The organism is Mesorhizobium sp. B263B2A, from assembly GCF_020165775.1.
GTDB classification, from domain to species: Bacteria; Pseudomonadota; Alphaproteobacteria; order Rhizobiales; family Rhizobiaceae; genus Mesorhizobium; species Mesorhizobium opportunistum.
Map to the genome: position 1 here is coordinate 1 of NZ_JAIUIU010000046.1, position 22,030 is coordinate 22,030.

Genomic DNA, 22,030 nt, shown 5'->3' on the forward strand with positions numbered 1-22,030 from the left:
CGTCTCGACCTACAACGGCGCCGGCACCATTCTGATCGGCAAGACCGTCACCACCACCAGCGCCGATGGGCTGACGATCACGGTCCAGAGTGATCTGGACGGCAATGGCACGATCGACCAGATCAGCACCGCGACCACAATTCTCGGCGCCAACGGATCGGAAACCGACACTGTCACTGTCTTCAATGCCAACAATGCCCAGATTGCCAAGTATCAGACGATCATCAGCGGCGATGGCAAAACGGTGACATCAACCAGGGATGTCAATGGCAATGGCACGATCGACGACAGCAGTTCGATCGTCCGCAACGCAGATGGCTCGACTACAACGGTCAATCGCACTTATGCCGTGGGCATTCTGACGTCGTCGGCGACACGGACCGTCAGCGCCAATGGCCTGTCGAGCACGCTTGCCACCGATCTCGACGGCAACGGCACGATCGACCAGTCAACCACCAATGTCATCGTGCTAAATGCCGATGGCAGTAAGGCCGAGACCATCACCGATCTAGACGCCGCGGGGATCGCAAAGAACAGGACCGTTGTCGTCACCAGCGCGAATGGTCTCACCAAGACCACAAACTGGGCGGCGGTCGACACCACCATCAGCCGCTCGAAGGTCGACACCACTGTTTTGAATGCAGACGGCAGTACGGCTGAGACGGTCGACTACAAGAAGGCGAATGGATCGCTGGAAAGCCGGACGGTGACGTCGGTCAGCGCCAACAAGCTTACCACGACAGTCACCAAGGACGTGAACGGGGACGGCGCCATTGATCTCACCACTACCACCGTTACGGCTGCCGATGGCAGCGTGACAACGACGACAACCGGGCCCGACACAACGGCGAACGCGTTGGGGACTGGCGCATACACCACTGCTCCTTCCTCAACCAGCAAAACAACGACGGTCAGCGCAAACGGGCTCAACAGCACGACTCTTAATGGCGCTACATCGGTCGACTACCTTCCGGATCTGCCCGACAAAAGAACCACTGAAACGACAATCGGTGCCGATGGGAATACGGTCCAGATCCTAAAGGCATACCATTCAGCCACCTTGAGCGAGCAAACAAAGACCACCACTGCTGGTGATGGCCTGTCGACAACAAGGGAGTGGGACCTCAATGGCGATGGCACTTATGACCGTAAGGAGACGGACGTCACCGCCGTGAATGCCAACGGTTCCACGGCTCATACGGTCAACAAGTTCGAGGGAGCAAATCAGACGAGCAGCTTCGTCACGACAACCAGCGCCAATGGCTTGTCGGTGACGACAAGCCTGGACCTTCTCGGTACGAATCCGCTCAGCCAGGAATCTACCGACGTCACCACTGTCAATACCGACGGATCGACGACAAGAACTGTTACCAACTACAAGGCGGATGGTTCACAGCTGTCGAAGTTCATCACCACGATACCCTCCGACGGTCGCGTCGTGACGACACAGGAAGATATCGATGGCGTCGCTGGAATAGACCGTGTCACCATTGACGACACGAGAAGACTGGCGGATGGCTCCGTCCTCGAGACCATCAAGCGGACAATACCCTCCGGGACCTTGCTGGACTGCACGACCAAGACGACCAGCAGTGACGGGCGTCTGATCTCGATTTCGCGAGACGCCGATGGCAACGGCACGGTGGATCAGACTGTGGTTACCACGAAAGCCGTCGACGGCTCCGTGACTACCGTGATCACCGACTTCAGCGCCGCCAATCACAAATCGAGCACGACGAAGATTTCGACCAGCGCCGACGGACTCTCTACGACGACCGAATGGGATTTCGACGCCAACGGGACTGTCGATCAAACTCGCCGGATAAACGCAACCAATCTGGGCAACGGCATAACGGAGACTAAGAGCAGGGACGGGATGGGGCCTTCGGATACATTCCTCGACAAGTCGACGACATATACGAGCGACGATGGCCGTAGCAGCTGGACCGGCGTAGATTATAACGCCAGCAGCGGCGGTTTCGACAATACAGACAGTATCATCACCAAGGCCGACGGATCAACTGTCGAAGGAATCCACAATAGCAATCGGGATGCTGCGCATCTCGCTCCCGGAGTCATCTATTGGAAGTCAGCGATTCCTGGAAATGTCATAATAAAGACAAGCGCCGACGGTCTGACGACAAACAGTTGGTATGACTATGATAGCAACGGTACCGATCCCGTAAATTTGGCGGACACCAGCGTATCGAACTACGAAGTCACCGCTGTTTCTCAGGTCCAAATCGACGGCTCGGTGGCCACGACAATCATCGAGAAAAACAGCAGCGGCGCGGTGATCGCCAAGGGTGCGATAACAACCAGTGCCGATGGCTTTACCACAACACTCCTCAAGGATGCCGAGAACAACGGCACCTATGAGCACCGGGAGACCGCCGTCAAACACATCGACGGCTCGGTGCGCAAGGTGGTGACCGAGACAAATACCAGCGGTGCGGTTATCCAGACGGCGACCACCGACGTCAGCGCAGACGGGAAATCGGTCCACAGCGTTACAACCGATGGCTCCAACCACAGAACGGAGGACTTTCTCGTTAAAGCGGACGGGACTGCAGTTCAAATCACCTTCGTGGGTGCCGATGAAGCGGTTCGGTCCGTCCATACAATCGACAAAGACGGTAAGCTGACCGGCGGAACCATCTACGATCCAAAAAACACCGATCCTTGGACCCGAGTCGAACAGAGCTACACCGGCGGCACGAAAACACTCGAAAAGCAGTTCATGGACAACGGCACAAGAGCCGAATTTGTTTTCGACGCTGTGTCGGGTCAGCAATTGTCGGATATGACATTCGACGCGGCCAATCGCGTTATCGCCACAGAAACCTACTCCAGCGGGATCATCGCCAGCGCTGTTCTTTACGATCCTGGGAATGCCAATCCTTGGACTCGTGTTGAGCAAAGCTACACTGGCGGCAAGGAGACCCTTGAAAAGCTGTTCATGGACAACGGCACAAGAGTCGAGATTACCTTTGACGCGACTGGTAGACAGCTGACCAGCACCACGTTCGATGCGGCCAACGCGCAAAGCTGGGCATTTATCCAGATAAGCTACAACACGGCTGGTCAGCAAATATCGGAAATTGACAAGTTCGATAACGGGACCCGGGCCGAGTTAACCTATGATGGTCCAACACAATATGTGATGGGGATCAAAAGGTTCAACGCCGGTGGCGCGTTAACCCAGACGCTTAATGCGGACCAGGCAGAAGCCGAGTTCGCTTACGATGCGCTTCAGAATTTTGACCTGCCGTACTATCTACAGGCCAACCCTGACGTGGCGCAAAACTGGCACAACGGCTCGGCCGAGCGCCACTTCATGATGTATGGGTGGAAGGAAGGTCGCCTGCCGAAAGCGGGCTATCTGATGCCGGCCAGGCATACGCTCGATCTATCACGCACATTTCCGAACATATTCAACCCCCCATCTACAGGCGGGGGCGGAGGCGGAGGGAATGGGGATTCCCATGGCCGCGGGCCCGTGGCGTTGGATCTCAACGGCGATGGCCAGGTCGAGTTGAATCAACTTGCTTCCACGCCTGACGGCTTGGCTCCCCATTTTGATTGGGCAGGAACGGGGACTCCGCAACAGACCTCATGGGTGGGCTCGGGTGACGGCTTCCTTGCAATTGACCTGGCGGCTGACGGTTCGGTCGGCGCAGATGGCATTATCAATCAGGCCAAGGAACTTCAGTTCAACCTTTGGTTTGCCAACGGCGCAGCTGCCGTGTCGGATCTGGACGGTTTAAGGCTTGCGTTCGACAGCAACGGTGACGATCAGCTCGACAGCCAAGACGCTCGCTGGGGAGAATTTCGAGTGTTTCAGGACGCCAACCAGAACGGCGTGTCCGACGCTGGCGAACTTAAGACGCTCTCTGAAGCTGGCATCACCCGTATCGGGCTCGTGTCAGATCCGGAAGCAGCGGTCCAATACAACGATGGCTCCGAAATGGTGGGGACAAGTTGGTACGAGACAATCGATCAGACCAGGCACCTGGTCGGTGACATCACCCTGGTCTCTCGTTTCGACGAGACGATGGTCGGCAGCACGGGCAACGACCTCTACCAATTCGGGGCTGGAGATGGTGCCGCTAGCATCATCGAATCCGGCACTTCCAATGACAATGACGAATTGGATTTCGGTGGCGGCATCGACTGGAACGAACTTTGGCTTAGCCAGCAAGACAACAACCTTGTCGTCTCAGTGCTTGGAACCAGTGACAAGGTGACGGTCAGCGGCTGGTTCGCCAATCCCGGCAATATTGTTGAGACGATCAAATCTGGTGATGGCAAGGTGCTCCATTCTTCCGACGTGGCCACCTTGGTCGCAGCCATGGCTGGCTTCGATCCAGCGACGTCACCGACGGGGTCAGGCATCCAGCCCAATGACGCGCGGCTTGGCGACCCGAACCAAACAGGGACGATCGCCGCGGCGATGCAGCAGACGTGGATGGCAGCGTAGGTGTGGATAAGGAACATATGTGCGCGATCGGGAAAATAACCCGATTGCGCACGTTCAACCGGAGTTCATCCCCGTTGGTTTGTCCGACCCGGCGCTGAGTCGACCAAAAAGGGCTCGCCCCATGAAGGGACGAGCCCCGGGCCGGGAGGACATTGTTGGGATGCGGCTCCGACGGCCTCTCATCTTTAACCGCGGCGAACACCATTATCTATCAAAAAAAGCAACATACGCGTTAAATAGTTAACGCAGCTCGGTCGATTATTATAGAATACCATGCCAATAGTGTATTGCGTGTTTCCGAGGCTAGACTAGTCCTCCGCGAGGGGGCAGTCGTGAGCCCGCTGGCTTCATGGCTGGCGGGCTTTCTGACCATCTGCTTTATTAGAATTAGAGAGACGTCGCAGAGATTCGGAGGGCGCTGCAGAGCGATAGCACGAGCATGGGTTCATACGTCAGAAAACGACTTGAGGAAATCAAAGCCGACCCTGCTCTGCGGCGTCGGCCGGCCAAGCCCCTTAGCTTCCAGAAACAGGCGGCTATGGTGGCGAAATTTCTGGCCGCCTTGGGGCACGAGACGCGCCTCTTGACCTGCATTCATTTGATGGATGGCGAAAGAACGGTGATGGACCTGCTGTCGCGTGTGGGCGGGAGCCAGCACTCCCTGTCGCAGCACCTGGGCATCCTCGTTGAAATGGGGATACTTGAAAGTCGGGCCGAACGCACGTGGCGGTATTATTCCTGCAAATCGGAAGATGCCAAGGCTGTCATCAGAGTGCTTGACGTGCTGGCGAGGACCAACGCGCTTCCCTCATCACCGTCTGGTCCGCTAGAGCGACCTTGAAATATCGAACGGGCTCGCCATAGCTTACAATCTCGGCACGACACTTGCCTCTCTCAGTCCAGCATGGGTCCTAACGGCCGTGCAGTCCCAGAAATCCCAGGGACGCCCACCGCTCGCGCGCCGGCACAGACAGGCAGTTGATGGAATTGAAGATGGCCGGCGCCGATTTGGGAGCTGTAGGCTGTGTGGCGCTGGCCAAGCGTACATCAGGTCCACCGCACCTCGAGCCATGGTCTGTTCGCAGGGCGAGCGTTATGGCGTGATCACGGAAGCTGCCCTACGCCCTGCCTTCTGTCGTCGTGTCACCGTCCAACCCATGGACGGGCAAGTAGGCGTTCGTCTCGCAGTCTCTCAAGAACGTTGCGATAAGGTTCGGCTGGCTCATCTTCATCTCTGCCGCGATTGAGGTCAACGCATCCTATGTCCGCGTCTCCAGCGGCGCGCCAGAGATATTGCGGAGCGTCAGGGCGGCCCGCGATGCGATCGGCGGCACTCTCAAGCTCTTCGACGATGGATGAACGGCCCATCTAGGGAGCTCGCAAGTGGGGATGTCTCCAGGACACGCGGGACGCTTCGGCGGCGCGGGGGAGCTGTGGCTAAGAATCGCCTTCGGCCTGCCGTGCAAGTTGGTCGAGCGCTGCATTTACACGCGTATGCAGCAACCGGCGCGCATCGAGTAAGTCCATTGGTTTTCGCGGACGCTTCTGTTCGTTTCTCCGGTCATGGTGCCGATAAAACCGATTTGCGGTGAGACTGAAGCGGTCCATTTCGGCCCTGCCTTCTCCCCGCTTTGGATTGAATCCAGCTTGTTCCAGGCACTCCATCGCCTTGTAAAGTTCGAACCAACCCGGCTCGCCAGCGCCGTAATTGAGCGCGTGCGTTAGGAGTTCCTCGCCGCCGCGTACCGGCGTTGGGCTGAAGTCGGAGCGGGAGGCTGAACGACAATGTTGCCGTCTTTGTCTAGCATGGTGACTTGAAACTCGGCGAACCCGCCACCAAAGGAAAAATGGGCTGTTTCAACTCGCAGCATCAAATGGCGCATAAGCTTGCCGTCGAGCATCTCTGCTGCACCGTCGGCCTCCACGGATGACGTGCCGCAGACCCCCGCCACTATTCCGTTCAAAGTTCGGACCAACCCGTCACCGGCGTTTAAAGTATCTTTTAGGGATTTGAGATCATCCAGCTCTTTCGCCTTCAGGATGAGTAGTTGATCGCTGGACTGATGTGTCATCAGTTCGACATAGGTGTCGAAAGGCGGCTTGAACATCTTAAGCCACGCCTCCTGATCAGATCGTTCGGCGTTCAGCACCAGCCACATTTCAGGAGGTCGCTCCTCGCCCTTTGCCTTGTCTTTTTCATTCGTCGCGCAAGCTAGACTGTCGCAAGCGCGTGTTTCTACGCGAGCTTCCATAGCCGCTCGATACGGCCGATCTCTTCAATCAGATCGCGGCGGGGGAAGTCGCCGAGGACGTAGATTGTTCGCTGCGGGCCCTCAATCTTTTGAAGCGTTTTCTCTGTAAGGTGCGGACGCAGACTCGCGTAGACCGGCCAAGCCATAAACGCGAAGTTCAGGTCGTCGTCTCGGTCTTCTACCGGCGCCTCGTCAAGTCTGTCGATTAGCTCATCGCGCCATCGATCCACAAGCTGCGCACGCCTACTGAGCCGCGCACGACGTTTTTCGACATCCCATGCCATCCACACCGTTGTTATGCCGCCAGCACCGCCGAGGAGCGGCGGCAGAACAAACTGAGTAAGAATTTCGAGCCAGGTCACTTCTTCAACCTCACGCCAGCACGACCGCTATTTTCCGGAATGAAAATGACGCCGGCTGTCTCCAGCGCGGCCTGTACTTTCGAAACGGTATCGAGCCCGCCTGCCGCTCGCCGACCAGACTATTTGAGCTGGCTCTTTTGGTCTTTATGCCGTTCCGCGTCAAACGCCTTCTTCCCCTTCGCGGCCCACAGAGCTCGTGTATGCGAGCCTTCATGGTTCTGCAGCTTGGCGGCGATCCAAAGCAGAGCGCCGTAGATGGTAGCGCGATCGTCATTGGTGAGCTCGACAATGCCTGCCTTGACGACGAGCCCACCGAGTTCGATCAGATGTCGGGTGCGCTGGCGTCGCTCGACCTGCCATGTCCTCATGTCATTGCGAGCCTGTGCCGCTTGCCGGCGATTGTGGGCTGCCCGGTTGCGCTGGAGCGCCGTGAGGGTTGCGCTGAGATACCGGAGCAGCTCGCCGGGACCGGCTCTCGAAAAACATCACTCCACGCTTGGCCCATGCCTCACGCTTTGCCGTGTCTTTCGTTTCAGCGATTGCGACCAGTGCGCCGGTCAGTTCATCCGTGCTGAGTTGATCGGCGCCGGTGGCGATCACCAGCTCGCCAAGTTGCTGCACCTTGCGTGTTTTGAGCTCGCGCGCTTTTTCTTCCAGCGTCTTCAGTTCTGCGTCGAAGTCCCGTGGTTTGCGCATGGCTGTCTCCATCGGTTGTCGATGCGGCGATGATAGGGGAGCGCCTGCCGGAAGGCTTCAGGGTTGCCGAGACAGCCCGGGACGGGCTGGTCCATCCCGAGATTTTTTCGAGGGAGGGCGCGCTTATACGTCGTGCCGACGTGCGCTTTGACGTGCAAATGATCTGGTCGCGATGGCGATCTATCATCTTCACGTCAAGGTCATTGGCCGCAAGGCAGGCTCGAGCGCTGTCGCGTCTGCCGCCTACCGCTCGGCTTCGAGGCTGCGCGACGGGCGGATCGAACGGACGCATGATTTCTCTGCCAAGCGCGGTGTCGTCCATTCCGAGGTGATGCTGCCGGAGAGTGCGCCGGAGGCCTGGCGCGACCGCGAACGGCTGTGGAATGACGTAGAGGCGTTCGAGGTCCGCAAGGATGCGCAGTTGGCCCGCGAGGTCGAGTTTGCGCTGCCGCGTGAACTCAGCCAGGCGCAAGGCATCGAACTGGCGCGCGACTTTGTACAAGTCGAGTTTGTCAGCAAGGGCATGGTCGCCGATCTCAATGTGCATTGGGACAGAGCAGAGGATGGCAGTCCCAAGCCGCACGCTCATGTCATGCTGACCATGCGGTCCGTGGACGAGAACGGTTTTGGTGCCAAGGTTCGAGACTGGAATGCTACCCAGCTGGTCGAGCGCTGGCGCGAGCGATGGGCGGAGCTTGCCAATGAACGCCTGGCCGAACTCGACATCGACGCGCGCATCGATCATCGCAGTCTGGAAGCGCAGGGCATTTCACTGGAGCCGCAAACCCAGATTGGTGCGCCGGCTCAACGCATCGAGGGCAGTGGCCTTGCTGCTGGCGACAGTGAAGCAGATCGCGCCGAACTGCATCGCGAGATCGCCCGCAACAATGGTGCGCGCATCATTGCCGATCCATCCGTGGCGCTGTATGCCATCACCCATCAACAATCGACGTTCACCCGAAAAGACATCGCGAAGTTCTCGCATCGCCACAGCGATGGAGTGGAGCAATTCAACGCGGTCGTGGCAGCCATCAGCAACGCACCCGATCTGGTCGAACTCGGCAAGGACGGGCGCGGCGAAGACCGGTTCACCACAAGGCAGATGATCGAGACCGAGCTGCGCCTTCACCGCGCTGCTGAGCGTATTGATCTGGACGAGCGACACGCGGTGAGTGACGCACATCGCGAGGCGGCGCTGGCGCGGAATGCGCGACGCGGGCTTGTCCTGTCAGGCGAGCAGAGCGATGCGCTTGTGCACATCACCGATGGTCGCGGTCTTGGTGTCGTTATCGGCTTTGCCGGGACCGGCAAGAGCGCCATGCTGGGCGTTGCGCGCCAGGCATGGGCAGCTGCAGGTTATGAGGTTCGAGGCGCCGCACTCTCCGGCATTGCCGCCGAGAATCTGGAAGGTGGATCAGGCATCTCGTCATGCACCATCGCCAGCATGGAACACAGCTGGGGACACGGCAGGGATCTGCTCACCGCGCGCGATGTCCTGGTGATCGATGAGGCCGGCATGGTCGGCACGCGCCAGTTGGAGCGCGTGCTCTCCCATGCGGCGGACGCTGGCGCGAAAGTCGTCCTGGTCGGCGATCCGCAGCAACTGCAGGCGATCGAAGCCGGCGCCGCATTCCGCTCACTCCACGAGCGTCATGGCGGCGTCGAAATCGGCCAGGTGCGTCGGCAGCGCGAGGACTGGCAGCGCGATGCGACGCGCGATCTGGCAACCGGCAAGATAGGTGCCGCGATCAGCGCCTACGATGCGCAAGGCATGGTGCATCAGGCTCCAACGCGCGACGAAGCACGAGCTGAACTCGTCGAGCGCTGGGATCGCGACAGGCGGGCGCATCCAGAGGCAAGCCGGATCATCCTCACCCACACGAACGACGAGGTGCGCGCCCTGAACCAGGCAGCGCGCGAGCGCATGCGCGCTGCCGGCGATCTCGGCGACGATGTCCACGTGAATGTCGAACGCGGCCCAAGGACCTTCGCCAGCGGCGACCGTGTCATGTTCCTGCGCAACGAGCGCGGGCTCGGCGTCAAGAACGGCACACTCGGCATCGTGGAGGAAGTCAGCACACAGATCATGACCGTGCGCACCGATGGCGACCGATCGGTTCGCTTCGACCTGAAAGACTACGCGCACATCGACCACGGCTATGCCGCGACCATTCACAAGGCGCAAGGCATGACCGTCGACCGGACCCATGTGCTCGCAACGCCGGGCATGGATGCGCATGGCAGCTACGTCGCCCTGTCGCGGCATCGAGACGGGATGGATCTGCATTATGGCGGCGATGACTTCGCGACCCGTGAGCGGCTCGTCCGCACCCTGTCACGCGACCGCGCCAAGGACATGGCGTCGGATTACGAGCGGGTCGACCCGGTGCGGAGTTATGCCGAGCGGCGCGGTATCACGCTCCGCGAGCGCGTGGTCGAGATCGTGCGCCGGATCGTTCCGGAGAAGCTGCGCGACAGGATTGGCGGACTGCTGGACGGGTTGCGCTCGCCTGGAGACGCCGAGCCCATGCAGGAACGTGGACCCGGGCCGGGAAGGGAAAAAGTTGGGGCGCGGATCGGAGATGTTGGCGCCACTCCTGGACGAGAAGCTTTTGCTGGGGAAGTGTCGCGCGACACGAATCTGCCGGGGAACCCCGAAGCAGAAATGCGCCGAGCCCGCACCCAGTCGCTTGTTCGTCACGCGCGTGCGATCGACGCTATCCTGCGCACCGGAAATGGGGACGGACAGGGCAGTCCCGACCAGATGCGCGAATTGAAGGATGCCCGTAGCGCTTTCGAGAAGGTTCGGCCTCATGGCTGGCGCGATGCCGAAGCGGCCTACGTCAAGAATCCCGAGCTGGTTCGCGAAGCGAGCGCCGGCCGCGTCGGCCGCATCGTGCTTGCTCTCCAGCTTGAGACGGAAATCCGTACCGGACTAGACAACGATCCGGGCCGCCGCGCAGACCGGTTCGTCGAACGCTGGCAAAAGCTCGATCGGACGGGACGAGAGCAATATCAGGCCGGCGACATGTCCGGCTACAAGTCAACGCGCTCGGCCATGTCCGACATGGCCAAGAGTCTCGAACGCGATCCGCAGCTTGAATCCCTGCTTGCAAACCGCAAACGCGAGCTTGGCATCAACGTGGATTCGGGTCGTCGCCTGGGCGCGGAACTCGCCTTCCGCCATGGCATCGGTAAGGGACGAGGCATTGGGATCTAAGGCATGCCGATTTGCCGCCGTTTCCACTCCGCAGATCGATGAAATGACAAATCTGATTGCGCGGCGGCCTTTGTTGTCCTGTCTGGTTCCAGCAGGTGCCAAATGCTCTCAGCGAAAGGCAAGGCAGCCATGCCTGGACTGGATCGTATCATTCGCCTCAAAACCGTCCTTGCCAGGACTGGCCTGTCCCGTTCAACCCTCTATCGCAAGATCGCCGAAGGCACGTTCCCGGCTCAGATCAAGATCAGTGTCAACGGGACTGGCTGGCGTGAATCCGATATCAATCGATGGGTCGACGATCCTGTCTCATGGCACACCAGTGCATCAAGAAAAAACAGCGACTAGTGGTGGTCGAGTGGCACGTTGCCGCCACCGTTGAACACTCCTGTCTGAGGCAAGTTCAACGACTGGGAAGGGGCCGTGAACGGACTGTCCAGTTCTGGCCCGAGGACTTGGGTAAGCTGACATTCCGCAGCCGACCCAATCTCATAAGTGCATGGACTGCAGTGATGTTTCTAGGAGGGAAACGCGCCCAACTGCATCAAGAGGCCGAGGAGGTCGGGCTGACCGTATTCCTTGACGATCTTGCCATTCTCAAGGTGATAAATGTTCAGCGCCTGGACGTGGATCGTCTTTTGAGTTGATGGCACGCCCATGAACGGTCCGGTATGGGTGCCGTTCATCGTGAAGCGGGCCGCTATCTTGTTCTCCTCGGCGACCGCCTCTTCCAAGGTCCATTGGATATCGGAAAAGCCTGCTCGCATCATTGCGACGATCGCCATGTAGCCAGCAGGTCCGGTCATCGGCTCTGGCCTGCCGGGGACATGAAAGATGGCATTCGGCGAGATGAGTTCGTTCGCCAGCTTTTGATCCGCCGAGTTGATGAATTCGACGAACCTGGCCATGAATGAGGTGGCGGTGCTGCTCATAACAAACGTCCAATTGTCTGCAGCCGCGGTAGCGGCGATACTGACGGATGTATTGTTGAAACAGGGCGGGATAAATCGCGCCAATGGTTGCTGACCTACAACAAATTCGCTCCAATTACATCCCGCGCGGCCTTAGGCAGGGGTCTGGCGATCGCGGCACTACCGTCCAAATTTGGCTACGGCGAAATCCAAAAAGCTCCGAAGCTTGGCGGTTATGCGGCGATCGGGAGCGTAGATCACATTGAGCGGCCGCGACGGCGGGCGATAATCCGGCAAGATCCCGACCAGTTCGCCGCTTGCCATGGCCTCGCTCACGATTTCGCTCGGCTGCAGCAAGACGCCTATCCCTGCCACGGCCGCGCATAGCAGGGGCTCGCCGTGATCGGCCATCACACGGCCAGATACCGGAACCACAACCCTTCCATCCGGTCCGTCGAACGTCCAGTGCGTCCTCAACTCCGTGAAGGAGAAGCCAAGACACTCATGCCGTTGAAGATCGAGAGGGTGCTCGATGGCTGGATGTGTCTTGAGGTATGCAGGCGAGGCGCACAGAACCAGTCGGTAGGGAGCCAAAGGTCTGGCGATGAGGCCGCTATCGACGAGTTCGCCGGTTCGAAAGACCGCGTCATATCCCTCGTCGATTACATCGACCGCTCGATTGGAAAGCGTCAATTCCACCGAAATCTGCGGATGGGCCTCCAGGTATTCCGGCAGACTAGGACTAAGGCTGCGTATGCCGAAGCTGACCGGAGCGTTTATCCTCAGCCTGCCGGTTGGAACCGACTTCGTCTCCTCGGCCAATCCCTCAGCCATCTCAACTTCGGCGAGGATGTGCTTGGCTCGCTCATAATAGCCGCGGCCGAAGTCCGTTAGGCTTTGCCGGCGTGTGGTTCGGTTCAGAAGCCGGACACCAAGATGATCCTCCAACGCGCGAACGTATTTTCCGACGAGCTGCGGCGAGGTCGACATGGCTTCCGCCGCGGCTGAAAAGGAGCCGAGCTCCACAGCCCTAACGAAGACGGTCATGCCGGCGAAGCGGTCCATTTCAACACAATTCGTTTCAAGTGTTGCTCTCTCGCGCCCACTTATCTCGAATACGTTTCATATGGAAGTGTCGCGGCCGGTTCGGTCTGAAATTCCGCATCACTGTGCGCGCCGGAACTGTGGCTTTAGGGAAACAAATACCAATGTTTACGAGCAATTCCGACAAGGTTCCTGAACACGTCTACGCCTCGGTGGCATCTTGTCTGAATGGCCAACTGGATCGCCGCGAATTCCTGGCACTGGCAAGTGCGTTCGGCGCATCGGCGCCTATGGCTTACGGGCTTATCGGTGCGTCGTTGACGCCGGCCCTCGCGGCGGAGCCCAAACGCGGTGGCACCTTGAAGGTCGCGATGTTCGTCAAGGATCCGAAGGACCCGCGGACCGCGGACTGGTCGGAGATTGCCAATGCACAGCGCCAGACGCTCGAGCCGCTCGTCAAATACACTGCCGACTACACGTTTGAAGGCCGCCTGCTCGAATCCTGGGAGGTCAACGCCGATGCGACCCAGTTTGTGTTGCATTGCCGGCGCGGCGCGACCTGGAACAATGGCGACCCGTTCACGGTCGATGACGTTATCTTCAATTTGCAGCGTTGGTGCGAGCGGGATGCTGCGGGCAACTCAATGGCCGGGCGGATGGGCACGCTCATCGACCAGTCGACCGGCAAGTTGCGCGAAACAGCGATCGAACGCCTCGATCACATGACCCTGCGCATTACTCTTCAGCGGCCGGATATTACGTTCATTCCCAATCTGGCCGACTATCCGGCCCTGCTGGTTCACAAAAGCTTCGACGAAAAAGGCGCGACCTTTAGCGCATGCCCGATCGGCACCGGACCGTTCGAGTTGGTTTCCTATGATGTTGGCGTCCGCGTCGTTTTGAAACGTCGTACAAATGGAAAATGGTGGGGCGGGGAACCGCACCTCGAAGGTATCGAGTTCATTGACTACGGGTCCGACCCGAACGCAACCTTGGGAGCGTTCGAAGCCAACGAGATCCACACGAATTACGAATCGCCGGTAGACCAGCTGGCAGGCTTGGATGGACTTGGGCTGGTAAAAGGTGAGGCGGCGACCGCGGGGACTCTGCTGGCTCGAATGAATGTCACCAATAGACCTTTTGACGATCAGCGGGTGCGCAATGCGCTGCAGTTGGCCGTTGACAACAAGGTTGTGCTCGATCTTGGCTATAGCGGCGCCGGCGACGTGGCCCACAACCACCATGTCTCGCCGATTCATCCCGAGTATGTCGAACTGCCCCCAGTCAGCCGTGACGTCGACAAGGCCGCCCGCTTGCTTCAGAAGGCCGGTCTCACGGACTTTGAATTCGAGCTAATCACGGCCGACGAGGACTTTCACCGCAACACGGGCGACGCTATCGCTGCCCAGCTGCGTGAAGCGAAGATCAAGATCAAGCGGACCGTCCTCCCGGGTTCAACCTTCTGGAACGATTGGACGAAGTACCCGTTTTCGATGACGACCTGGAACATGCGGCCACTTGGCGTCCAGGTCCTTGCCGTCGCATATCGGACGGGCGAGGCCTGGAACGAAACGGCGTGGTCAAATCCCGAATTTGATACCAAGCTCAATGCCGCACTTGCCATTCCCGATGCCGAGAAGCGCAAAGCTCTGATGAAGGACATCGAGACTATGCTGCAGGATGCCGGTATTCTGATCCAGCCCTACTGGCGAAAGCTGTACAAGCACTGGGTCCCAGCCCTCAAGGGTGTCCGGGTCCATCCGACGCAGGAACACGAATACTTCGATGCCTGGCTGGATGAAGGCTGAATCCGGAACCAGCTGTCATGCAAAGCGAAATGCAATCCATCGTCATCAGCCGCTACGGCGGTCCGGAGGTCCTTGAGTGGAGGACCGTTCCGGTCCTTTCGCTACGCGCCTCGGAGATCAGGATCAGGACCATCGCCGCCGCGGTCAATCACACCGACCTTGAGATAAGGGCCGGCAATTGGCCTATCCGCAAGCCAGAGCCTTTTCCATACGTGCCTGGCGTGGAAGTCGTCGGCGAGGTGGTTGAGGCGGGGTCTTCCGCGGGTCGTGCACTTGTTGGCCAGCAGGTCATCACGATGATGCAGGGCCTCGGCGGGGTCCGGGCAGATCGGCCAGGGGGTTATGCCGAGTTCGTGACGGTCGATGCCAGTGCGGCAGCTCAACTACCCGCCGGCACGGATCCGCTGGCTATTGCGGCGATTGGGCTAGCCGGCGTCACCGCCCACGAGGGCTTGCAACGCCTCGGACCGCTCGATGGACGGCACGTCATGGTCACCGGCGCGGCCGGCGGCGTGGGCTCGGCGGCGGTTTCGCTTGCCAGTGCGCTCGGCGCACATGTGCTGGGCCTCGTCTCGCGGCCGGAGCAGGCCGATTACGTTCGCGCGTTGGGAGCCGAACGGGTCTTGGCTTCAAAGGCCGGTGAACTGTCTCTGGTCGAGCCGCAAAGCCTCGACGGCGTTTTCGATACGGTGGGCGCAGCCGTGTTTGAAACATCGGTCTCCGCCCTGAAACCTGGCGGGACGATGTCCCTTGTTGGTGCGGTAGGGGGTAGTGATGTCCGGTTCGATCTCTGGAACCTGATCCGACCGGTATCGCTGACCGGCTATTCATCCGAGAGCCTTGACGGGACGGCACTTGAAGTTGCCGTCGCAACGCTGGCACGCCTCGCTGCCCAATGCGCTATGCAGACGCCCCAGTGGACAACGATGCCACTATCTGATGCTGCCCGTGCCCATGCCGCCCTCGAACAGAGGGGGATCAAGGGGCGGATCCTGCTGGTTTCTTGAAAGCTGCCGATCCGCGAGGCGACTATCTCGCAGGTTAGCTTTGGCGCGCGACAGCGTCCATCTTGACGCCTGAGCCTCTCGCTGAGCCGTGGTCGCGCTTTGGTATCCAAAAATCGCCCCGTCAATCCGCCACACCGTCGCGGCCATTTCAGCCGGCGGTCCGCGCTTCGAGAACGGCTGGTTTTGGGAACATCAAGACGGAAGTCGAATGGCCGACATGAGGCGCGTTGCTGACATTGATCGGAAACAGATAATCCCTAGTGCAGCCCGCAGGTGCCGCCCTCGGCTAGGTGTTTGCATTACCGCGTGACAAGCGCACACCAGGGCCACCGCCATTCTCTGCAATGAACTCTATTCCGGCTGCTTCGAACGTTGCTTCAAGCTGAACTATTGTGGACTGTTTCAACGCCTCGCCTCGTTCGAATCGCACAACCGTTTGAGTTGAGACTCCGGCCTCTTTAGCAAGCTCTAAAACGCCCCAGCCCAATGCAGCTCGTGCCATGCGACACTGCACCGGGTTCATAAAATCACCATAATATGGTGATTTCGATTGATCATATGCTGCACTTTGTGTAGTCTCGGTTTCAATTGGGCGGCCGGATAGGTGATGCAACACCGATCCGGCCTGGCCACGTGCAAGCTGTTGTGGAGCTCGGATCATGGCTGATTCCGACAATAGCATGACTTTGTCTTCCGTCACGCTCGGGGGAGGCGGCGAGCAGGCTACAAAAAGATCTGCTCGTTCCGACGAAGCAGATCCGGCGCTTGCGCTGCTAAGAGACTGGTTGCGCGCGCAGCATGTTTCGCAGGTCCTCTGCCGACTTCAGCAACGTTTGGAAACGCGCGTTCTCGGCGCAGCCTGTCCGGCGGCGACAGATGCGAAGGTTGGCTACTCGATCGCCTGCCAAGCGGAAGTCGAGGCTGCGACAGTGGCTTTGAAGATTCAGGATAGAGTTCCGCGGACGCCCGCACACTCACTTCTCGGCGTTGTCGCCAAGCTGGAGATAATCGTGGGCGCAGATCGCGACATCGACGACCCAACAGATTTTCCCTGGCCACATATCGAGTCGATCCTGCATGACTTGAAGGAAATCACCGGGAGTGTGCCGCTTGAGCGACCTGATCGATCCATCGTTCAGGCGGACTGTCGGCGATATCAAGCAATCGCGGCCGATTTGATCGGTCTCGAAAAGCGCACCGCTGACCTCCATTTTGGTCAGCAACCGGCCGCTGGGATTGATACAAAGTAGAAAAGGATACGCAAGCGCACATAACGGCCATTCGGCGCTGAGGCGATCTCGGCCATCCTCGTCCCGATGGAGATATGCTCGGGACAGAAACGGTGAAGGCGACACGGCGTGCTGCAAAACGCGGCGCTAGACGCGACGCCGAGACCGATCTATTTTCATGCCATCGCGCCGTCGACGAAGCATTCCTGGAACGAACAGCCCGCTTGTTCGAGGCTCGCATGGGACGACCCCAGTCAGCGGAAAGTGCCCGGGAAATCGTTGACAATCTCGGCGAATTCTTCCGCATCCTCGCCGAATGGGAACGGATTGACCGGGGCAAATAATTGACGCTTCGTGCTCACCTAAAGGCCTTCGGTGCGATCGAGCGATGAACGAGGGCCCCCAAGATGAACCAACGACATGTCCGGACCGCCGAGCAAGCAGGCCTTGTAAAGGCGCTGCTTTACGCGCGCGTCTCCTCCAAGGAGCAGGAGAAGGAAGGTTTTTCCATCCCGGCGCAATGCAAGCTCCTGCGCAACTACGCCCAGCAACAGCGGTTCGATATCGTGCAGGAGTTTATCGACGTCGAGACGGCCAAGACCTCTGGCCGGACCAACTTCACCGAAATGGTCAAGTATCTGCGAAAGCATCCCGGCATTCGAAGTGTCCTCGTCGAGAAGACTGACCGCCTTTATCGCAACCTGAAGGACTGGGTGACTCTCGATGAATTGGATGTGGAAATCCACCTTGCGAAAGAAGGTGTGACGCTATCACGAGACTCGCGCTCGTCTGAAAAGTTCATGCACGGCATCAAGGTCTTGATGGCCAAGAACTATATCGACAACCTGTCGGAAGAAGCTCGCAAGGGGCAGATGGAGAAGGCGGAGCAGGGCATATGGCCGACAAAGGCTCCGATGGGCTATGTGAACACTACGGGAAAGGATGGCAGAAAGGTTATTGAGCCGCATCCTGAACTGGCTCCAGTCGTCACACAGCTGTTCGAGCGCTACGCAACCGGCCGGTATTCGCTGAACGCCTTGGCTAAGGCAGCCCACGGCGATGGGCTGATCTACCCCAAGAGCGGTAACCCGGTTCCGGTCAGCACCGTGCATATGATCCTGCGCAACCGCCTCTATACCGGACTGTTCCAGTGGAACGGCAAATTGCACCAGGGCAAGCACGAACCTCTCGTATCGATCGAACTATGGGAGCGCGTCCAGGGCGTTCTGACGGGCCGCAATTCGGTGCCGACCCACCCGATAGGAAACGAGTTCGCCTTCACCGGCCTGATGACCTGCACCGAATGCGGCTGCGCCGTCGTGGCGGAGATCAAGAAGGGAAAATACATCTACTATCACTGCACAGGGCACGCCAACAAAGGTCGGGGTGGATACGGTGATTGCCGCCGCAAATACGTCCGCGAGGAAGTGCTCGACCAGAAATTCGCCAACCTGCTTGACCGGTTGCATTTCGATGAAGAGATACTGGAATGGGTAAAGGCAGCCCTCTTGGCCAGCCATGCCGACGAGCGCCGCGAGCATGAACAGGCGATCCATCGATGCCAGGTCGAGTACAAGCGGCTCGAGGATCGGCTGCATGCCATGTATCTCGACAAGCTTGACGGCCGCATCGACAACGCCTTCTACGATCGGATGTCAGCACAGTGGCGGACCGAACAAACGCGGCTGCTTCGCGAGATAGAGCGTCATGGTAGCGCCGAGGAATCGTACATGGAGGACGGCATCCGGCTGTTGGAACTAGCACGCAAAGCCAGCCGACTGTTTGCGAAACAGCCTGCGCACGAGAAAAATCGACTCCTGAATCTGGTGCTGTCGAACTGCAAATGGGACAAAGGCGAAGTTCACGCCGTCTTTAGGCAACCGTTTGATCTACTTGCGGAAACGGTCGTGGCCGGCGCAGCAATGGGTGCACAGCAGGCAGCTTTATCGACAGGGAGTCCAGTTTGGCTGGGGAACCTGGATTCGAACCAGGACTAACGGAGTCAGAGTCCGTGGGTCTACCGTTAACCTATTCCCCAGCAGGCGTGGTCATGGACCCCGCGGGCCGAACGGCTGAGCCGCTTGAGCGCTGCCTTGTAGCCGCCAGCGGAAAATAGTCAAGCCTGCTCTGCGGTTCAAATTGGCCAAATCGCACAAGTTTGCGCTGCTCCCCATCCGCCTGCCGGCACCTTCTCCCCGTATAGTGACGGGGAGAAGGGAGGTGCCGCTACGTCGCTTCCTATGTGCCGCTGGCGGTTGGCGAAATCGCCGCCACCAGCATCTTTCTCCCCGTCGCTATACGGGGAGAAATGCCCGGCAGGGCAATGAGCGGCGGCGCTGACCTCGGTGCTTGCAAGGCAACTATCCCGCGTCTCAGCTCTCCGTCCGGCTGAACTGCGAGCGCTCGAAGAACAGCACGACGCCAAGCCCCAGAATCAGCGGGATGATGAGGTAAAACAGGCGGAACACCAGCAACGCCGCCAGCACGCCGACCGGGTCCATGTCCGAAAGCCCGGCCAGGAACACCACCTCGAACACGCCGAGGCCGCCCGGTGCGTGCGAGATCTGGGCGATCGAGAACGAGACGAGGAACACGCCGAGCACGACGAAATAGCCGGGATTGTGGGTCTCGGGCAGGGCGAAGAAGATGATCGCGGTCGCCGCCAGGAGTTCGATCGGGCCGACCAGCAATTGCCTGGCAACGATCGGCAGTGCTGGATAATGCACCTGAAAGCTGGCGATCTTCAGCGGGCGCAGGTGCAGCCAGCTGCCGAATATGTAGGCGGCGACGAGGATCAGCATGGCGATGCCCGCCGCTTCCGACAGGCCGTGATGGGCGATGCCGGAGAACCGGTCGAGAACCTGCGGCTCGAAGACCAGCACGAGGCCGGAGACGAGGATGGTCGACAGCACGAAGGTGATCCAGCAGATCGCCACCAGCACGCCGACGTCCTGGCCGGTCAGGCCCCTGGTGCCGTAGGCGCGGTAGCGGATGACGGCGCCGGAGAACACCGAGCCGCCGATGTTGTGCGACAGGGCGTAGGTGGTGAAGGAACAGAGCGTCACGAACAGCCACGACACTTTTTTGCCGATATGAAGCAGCGCGATGTGGTCGTAGCCGGCGAGCGAGGCATAGGCGATGACCGAACTCACGGCCGCCAGGACCCAGCCGCGGGTTGGAATGGCCGCGAGACCCTCCCAGACATCGTCGAGCGAAATGCCGCGCAGTTCGTGCCAGAGCAGCAGCAGTGAGAAGATCACCGCGGCGATGCCGACGACCGGCCAGAAATAGCGTCTCCAGTTCATTGCCTGACTGCCATGCGTTGCGTTTCCGCTTCCTTTTCTCTCGGTGGTGGGAGGCCGGCTGCCCGGTGACCCCAGTCCATTTCAGAAATGCCTCATTGAAGCCGGCTATTCAACCGCGAACACTTGTCGCGCGGGCGGCCGCGCGGCCAGCCGGCAAAATTCAGCAACCGGCTCTTGGTGATCGGGCGCGGCACTGTTAGTCTGGCGGCAACTTGAAACATGCCAAAGCGCCTGCTGCGTCCGTCACCGGTTCGCGCGGCGCCGGAAGGAACGACAGTGGAAGACCGCGACACCGGCGCAGGCGCGCCGGAGGTGGGCGCGTCCAGCGCTTCCCCAGGGCCATCGGGCTCGGGGACGGCCGGTTGGCAGCAACGCCGCCCGACGGAGCCTCGCTCCGCCGACGGGCAGGCGGGCGACGCGACCCATAACCAGAAGGGCAAACCCAAGAAGCGGCGCAAGCGAAGGCGCGGGCGCAAGGTTTTCGCGCGCGATGAAGCGCGTCCGCAGGACAATCGGTCGCCGGTGCCGGGAACGGCCGCGGTCCTGGCTGTGGAGCCGAAGCCATCGGCGGCTGTGGTGATCGCATCGGTCGTTCCAACACCGCGCCCCGAGGGCACCCGTCGGCCTCCGGTGCACGAGCTTCCCGTTTTCGCGGCCCTCGACCTCGGCACCAACAATTGCCGGCTGCTGGTCGCGGTGCCGACGCGTCACGGCCAGTTCCGCGTCATCGATGCCTTTTCGCGCATCGTCAGGCTGGGCGAGGGGCTGACCGCCAATGGCCGGCTCGGCCAGCCGGCGATGGATCGCGCCGTCGAAGCGCTGAAAGTCTGCGGCGACAAATTGCGCGGCCGCAAGATCAGGAAGGCCAGGCTGATCGCCACCGAAGCCTGCCGCTCGGCCGAGAACGGCGTCGAATTCCTCGAACGCGTCGAGCGCGAGGCCGGGCTTAAGCTCGAGATCATCGACCGTCAGACCGAAGCGCGGCTGGCGGTTTCCGGCTGCGGTTCGCTGGTCGAACGCGACACGCAGGGCGTCGTCCTGTTCGATATCGGCGGCGGTTCTTCCGAAATCGCATTGATCGACCTCACCGGCCGCCGTTCGCCGCGGCTCGCCAACCACATCGTGTCCTGGACGTCGCTGCCGGTCGGCGTCGTCTCGTTGGCCGAACGTTTCGGCGGCCGCACGGTGACGCGCGAGATTTTCACCGCCATGGTCGATGAGGTCGCCGGCCGGCTGGCTGCTTTCGATGGCCGCGACCGGTTGAGCCATCTCAAGGCCAGCCCGAATTTCCATCTGCTCGGCACATCCGGCACGGTGACGACGCTCGCCGGCATCCACCTCGATCTCGAGCGCTACGACCGCCGCCGTGTCGACGGGCTGTGGATGGACCGCGACAGCGTCGACCGCATGGTCGAGAAGCTGGTCGGCTGGGATTTCCAGCAGCGCTGCGCCAACCCGTGCATCGGCGCCGATCGCGCCGATCTGGTGCTGGCCGGCTGTGCTATATTGGAAGCCATCCGTGCGGTGTGGCCATCCGAGCGGCTGCGCGTCGCCGACCGCGGGCTGCGTGAGGGCATATTGAGCGAGCTGATGGCCGATGACGGCGTCTGGCGCAATGATGGGCGGGGCAGGGCATGATCCCCAATCTAAGGACCTCGTCAGCAATGAGCAGTCGACCCCCACTCCGTCGAGCTTCGCTCGACACCTCTCCCCCGGTCG

General features: G+C 60.0%; 18 protein-coding genes and 1 tRNA gene. 10 read left to right on the forward strand and 9 right to left on the reverse strand.

Features of this window, described 5'->3' with window-relative positions:
* Positions 1 to 4,480 (forward strand): calcium-binding protein (locus LB568_RS32565; RefSeq protein ID WP_318013311.1); only part of this gene is annotated, 4,480 nt, incomplete at its 5' end.
* A gap of 439 nt (positions 4,481 to 4,919) precedes the next feature.
* Positions 4,920 to 5,321, forward strand: a complete 402-nt coding sequence (locus LB568_RS32570; protein WP_224732316.1) for an ArsR/SmtB family transcription factor — start codon at positions 4,920 to 4,922, stop codon at positions 5,319 to 5,321.
* 880 nt (positions 5,322 to 6,201) lie between these two features.
* Here the strand turns inward: LB568_RS32570 and LB568_RS32575 are convergent.
* The 4 genes from LB568_RS32575 to LB568_RS32590 all read right to left on the reverse strand — a co-directional run bounded on the left by LB568_RS32575 (position 6,202) and on the right by LB568_RS32590 (position 7,790).
* On the reverse strand, positions 6,202 to 6,732 hold the full coding sequence (locus LB568_RS32575) for a hypothetical protein (RefSeq protein ID WP_224732317.1): 531 nt from the start codon (positions 6,730 to 6,732) through the stop codon (positions 6,202 to 6,204).
* Positions 6,717 to 7,094 (reverse strand): hypothetical protein, encoded by a 378-nt coding sequence (locus LB568_RS32580; protein WP_224732319.1) that lies wholly within the window; start codon positions 7,092 to 7,094, stop codon positions 6,717 to 6,719. The genes LB568_RS32575 and LB568_RS32580 overlap by 16 nt, the downstream gene beginning before the upstream one ends.
* 119 nt (positions 7,095 to 7,213) lie before the next feature.
* Positions 7,214 to 7,462: a conjugal transfer protein TraD gene (locus tag LB568_RS32585; RefSeq protein WP_224732320.1), complete on the reverse strand. Its 249-nt coding sequence runs from the start codon at positions 7,460 to 7,462 to the stop codon at positions 7,214 to 7,216.
* 1 nt (position 7,463) lies between these two features.
* Complete coding sequence (locus tag LB568_RS32590; RefSeq protein WP_224732321.1) at positions 7,464 to 7,790, reverse strand: conjugal transfer protein TraD; 327 nt, start codon at positions 7,788 to 7,790, stop codon at positions 7,464 to 7,466.
* Positions 7,791 to 7,962: 172 nt separating this feature from the next.
* Between LB568_RS32590 and traA the strand changes: the two genes are divergently transcribed.
* Together traA and LB568_RS32600 are read left to right on the forward strand one after the other, a co-directional pair.
* Positions 7,963 to 11,010: a Ti-type conjugative transfer relaxase TraA gene (traA, locus tag LB568_RS32595; RefSeq protein WP_224732322.1), complete on the forward strand. Its 3,048-nt coding sequence runs from the start codon at positions 7,963 to 7,965 to the stop codon at positions 11,008 to 11,010.
* A 129-nt stretch (positions 11,011 to 11,139) separates the two neighbouring features.
* Entirely contained in the window at positions 11,140 to 11,355 is a 216-nt protein-coding gene (locus LB568_RS32600; RefSeq protein WP_224732326.1) for a helix-turn-helix transcriptional regulator, read from the forward strand.
* A 170-nt stretch (positions 11,356 to 11,525) separates the two neighbouring features.
* Here LB568_RS32600 and LB568_RS32605 read toward each other — a convergent pair whose 3' ends face one another.
* Together LB568_RS32605 and LB568_RS32610 are read right to left on the reverse strand one after the other, a co-directional pair.
* Positions 11,526 to 11,939, reverse strand: a complete 414-nt coding sequence (locus LB568_RS32605) for an ester cyclase (protein ID WP_023769057.1) — start codon at positions 11,937 to 11,939, stop codon at positions 11,526 to 11,528.
* A gap of 159 nt (positions 11,940 to 12,098) precedes the next feature.
* On the reverse strand, positions 12,099 to 12,983 hold the full coding sequence (locus LB568_RS32610; RefSeq protein ID WP_023769056.1) for a LysR family transcriptional regulator: 885 nt from the start codon (positions 12,981 to 12,983) through the stop codon (positions 12,099 to 12,101).
* Between the two features lie 137 nt (positions 12,984 to 13,120).
* Here LB568_RS32610 and LB568_RS32615 point away from each other — a divergent pair, with 137 nt between their 5' ends.
* Entirely contained in the window at positions 13,121 to 14,770 is a 1,650-nt protein-coding gene (locus tag LB568_RS32615; protein ID WP_023769055.1) for an ABC transporter substrate-binding protein, read from the forward strand.
* Positions 14,771 to 14,787: 17 nt separating this feature from the next.
* On the forward strand, positions 14,788 to 15,777 hold the full coding sequence (locus tag LB568_RS32620) for a quinone oxidoreductase family protein (protein WP_224732323.1): 990 nt from the start codon (positions 14,788 to 14,790) through the stop codon (positions 15,775 to 15,777).
* Between the two features lie 286 nt (positions 15,778 to 16,063).
* Here LB568_RS32620 and LB568_RS32625 read toward each other — a convergent pair whose 3' ends face one another.
* Positions 16,064 to 16,300: a helix-turn-helix domain-containing protein gene (locus LB568_RS32625; protein WP_198028518.1), complete on the reverse strand. Its 237-nt coding sequence runs from the start codon at positions 16,298 to 16,300 to the stop codon at positions 16,064 to 16,066.
* Between the two features lie 136 nt (positions 16,301 to 16,436).
* Between LB568_RS32625 and LB568_RS32630 the strand changes: the two genes are divergently transcribed.
* The 3 genes from LB568_RS32630 (at position 16,437) to LB568_RS32640 (ending at position 19,003) form a co-directional block, all read left to right on the forward strand.
* Positions 16,437 to 17,027, forward strand: coding sequence for a hypothetical protein (locus LB568_RS32630; protein ID WP_084555669.1), 591 nt, complete (start codon positions 16,437 to 16,439; stop codon positions 17,025 to 17,027).
* Between the two features lie 74 nt (positions 17,028 to 17,101).
* On the forward strand, positions 17,102 to 17,350 hold the full coding sequence (locus LB568_RS32635) for a hypothetical protein (RefSeq protein ID WP_224732324.1): 249 nt from the start codon (positions 17,102 to 17,104) through the stop codon (positions 17,348 to 17,350).
* 63 nt (positions 17,351 to 17,413) lie between these two features.
* Positions 17,414 to 19,003, forward strand: coding sequence for a recombinase family protein (locus LB568_RS32640; protein ID WP_140780025.1), 1,590 nt, complete (start codon positions 17,414 to 17,416; stop codon positions 19,001 to 19,003).
* On the opposite strand, the gene LB568_RS32645 is transcribed toward LB568_RS32640, so the two are convergent.
* Positions 18,971 to 19,044: transfer RNA gene (locus tag LB568_RS32645), tRNA-Gln, on the reverse strand. The genes LB568_RS32640 and LB568_RS32645 overlap by 33 nt on opposite strands.
* Before the next feature lie 334 nt (positions 19,045 to 19,378).
* Positions 19,379 to 20,311, reverse strand: coding sequence for a lysylphosphatidylglycerol synthase domain-containing protein (locus LB568_RS32650; RefSeq protein WP_224732325.1), 933 nt, complete (start codon positions 20,309 to 20,311; stop codon positions 19,379 to 19,381).
* Positions 20,312 to 20,530: 219 nt separating this feature from the next.
* Between LB568_RS32650 and LB568_RS32655 the strand changes: the two genes are divergently transcribed.
* Complete coding sequence (locus LB568_RS32655) at positions 20,531 to 21,949, forward strand: Ppx/GppA phosphatase family protein (protein ID WP_263497366.1); 1,419 nt, start codon at positions 20,531 to 20,533, stop codon at positions 21,947 to 21,949.
* Positions 21,950 to 22,030: the final 81 nt, after the last annotated feature.

What these genes read in the sequence shown, in the direction of transcription:
- LB568_RS32570 (WP_224732316.1), top strand. Translation starts at nt 4,920, where the DNA reads ATGGGTTCATACGTCAGAAAACGACTTGAGGAAATCAAAGCCGACCCT.
- LB568_RS32575 (WP_224732317.1), bottom strand. Translation starts at nt 6,732, where the DNA reads ATGGAAGCTCGCGTAGAAACACGCGCTTGCGACAGTCTAGCTTGCGCG.
- LB568_RS32585 (WP_224732320.1), bottom strand. Translation starts at nt 7,462, where the DNA reads ATGAGGACATGGCAGGTCGAGCGACGCCAGCGCACCCGACATCTGATC.
- LB568_RS32590 (WP_224732321.1), bottom strand. Translation starts at nt 7,790, where the DNA reads ATGCGCAAACCACGGGACTTCGACGCAGAACTGAAGACGCTGGAAGAA.
- traA (WP_224732322.1), top strand. Translation starts at nt 7,963, where the DNA reads ATGGCGATCTATCATCTTCACGTCAAGGTCATTGGCCGCAAGGCAGGC.
- LB568_RS32600 (WP_224732326.1), top strand. Translation starts at nt 11,140, where the DNA reads ATGCCTGGACTGGATCGTATCATTCGCCTCAAAACCGTCCTTGCCAGG.
- LB568_RS32605 (WP_023769057.1), bottom strand. Translation starts at nt 11,939, where the DNA reads ATGAGCAGCACCGCCACCTCATTCATGGCCAGGTTCGTCGAATTCATC.
- LB568_RS32610 (WP_023769056.1), bottom strand. Translation starts at nt 12,983, where the DNA reads ATGGACCGCTTCGCCGGCATGACCGTCTTCGTTAGGGCTGTGGAGCTC.
- LB568_RS32620 (WP_224732323.1), top strand. Translation starts at nt 14,788, where the DNA reads ATGCAAAGCGAAATGCAATCCATCGTCATCAGCCGCTACGGCGGTCCG.
- LB568_RS32625 (WP_198028518.1), bottom strand. Translation starts at nt 16,300, where the DNA reads ATGAACCCGGTGCAGTGTCGCATGGCACGAGCTGCATTGGGCTGGGGC.
- LB568_RS32630 (WP_084555669.1), top strand. Translation starts at nt 16,437, where the DNA reads ATGGCTGATTCCGACAATAGCATGACTTTGTCTTCCGTCACGCTCGGG.
- LB568_RS32635 (WP_224732324.1), top strand. Translation starts at nt 17,102, where the DNA reads ATGCTCGGGACAGAAACGGTGAAGGCGACACGGCGTGCTGCAAAACGC.
- LB568_RS32640 (WP_140780025.1), top strand. Translation starts at nt 17,414, where the DNA reads ATGAACCAACGACATGTCCGGACCGCCGAGCAAGCAGGCCTTGTAAAG.
- LB568_RS32650 (WP_224732325.1), bottom strand. Translation starts at nt 20,311, where the DNA reads ATGAACTGGAGACGCTATTTCTGGCCGGTCGTCGGCATCGCCGCGGTG.
- LB568_RS32655 (WP_263497366.1), top strand. Translation starts at nt 20,531, where the DNA reads ATGCCAAAGCGCCTGCTGCGTCCGTCACCGGTTCGCGCGGCGCCGGAA.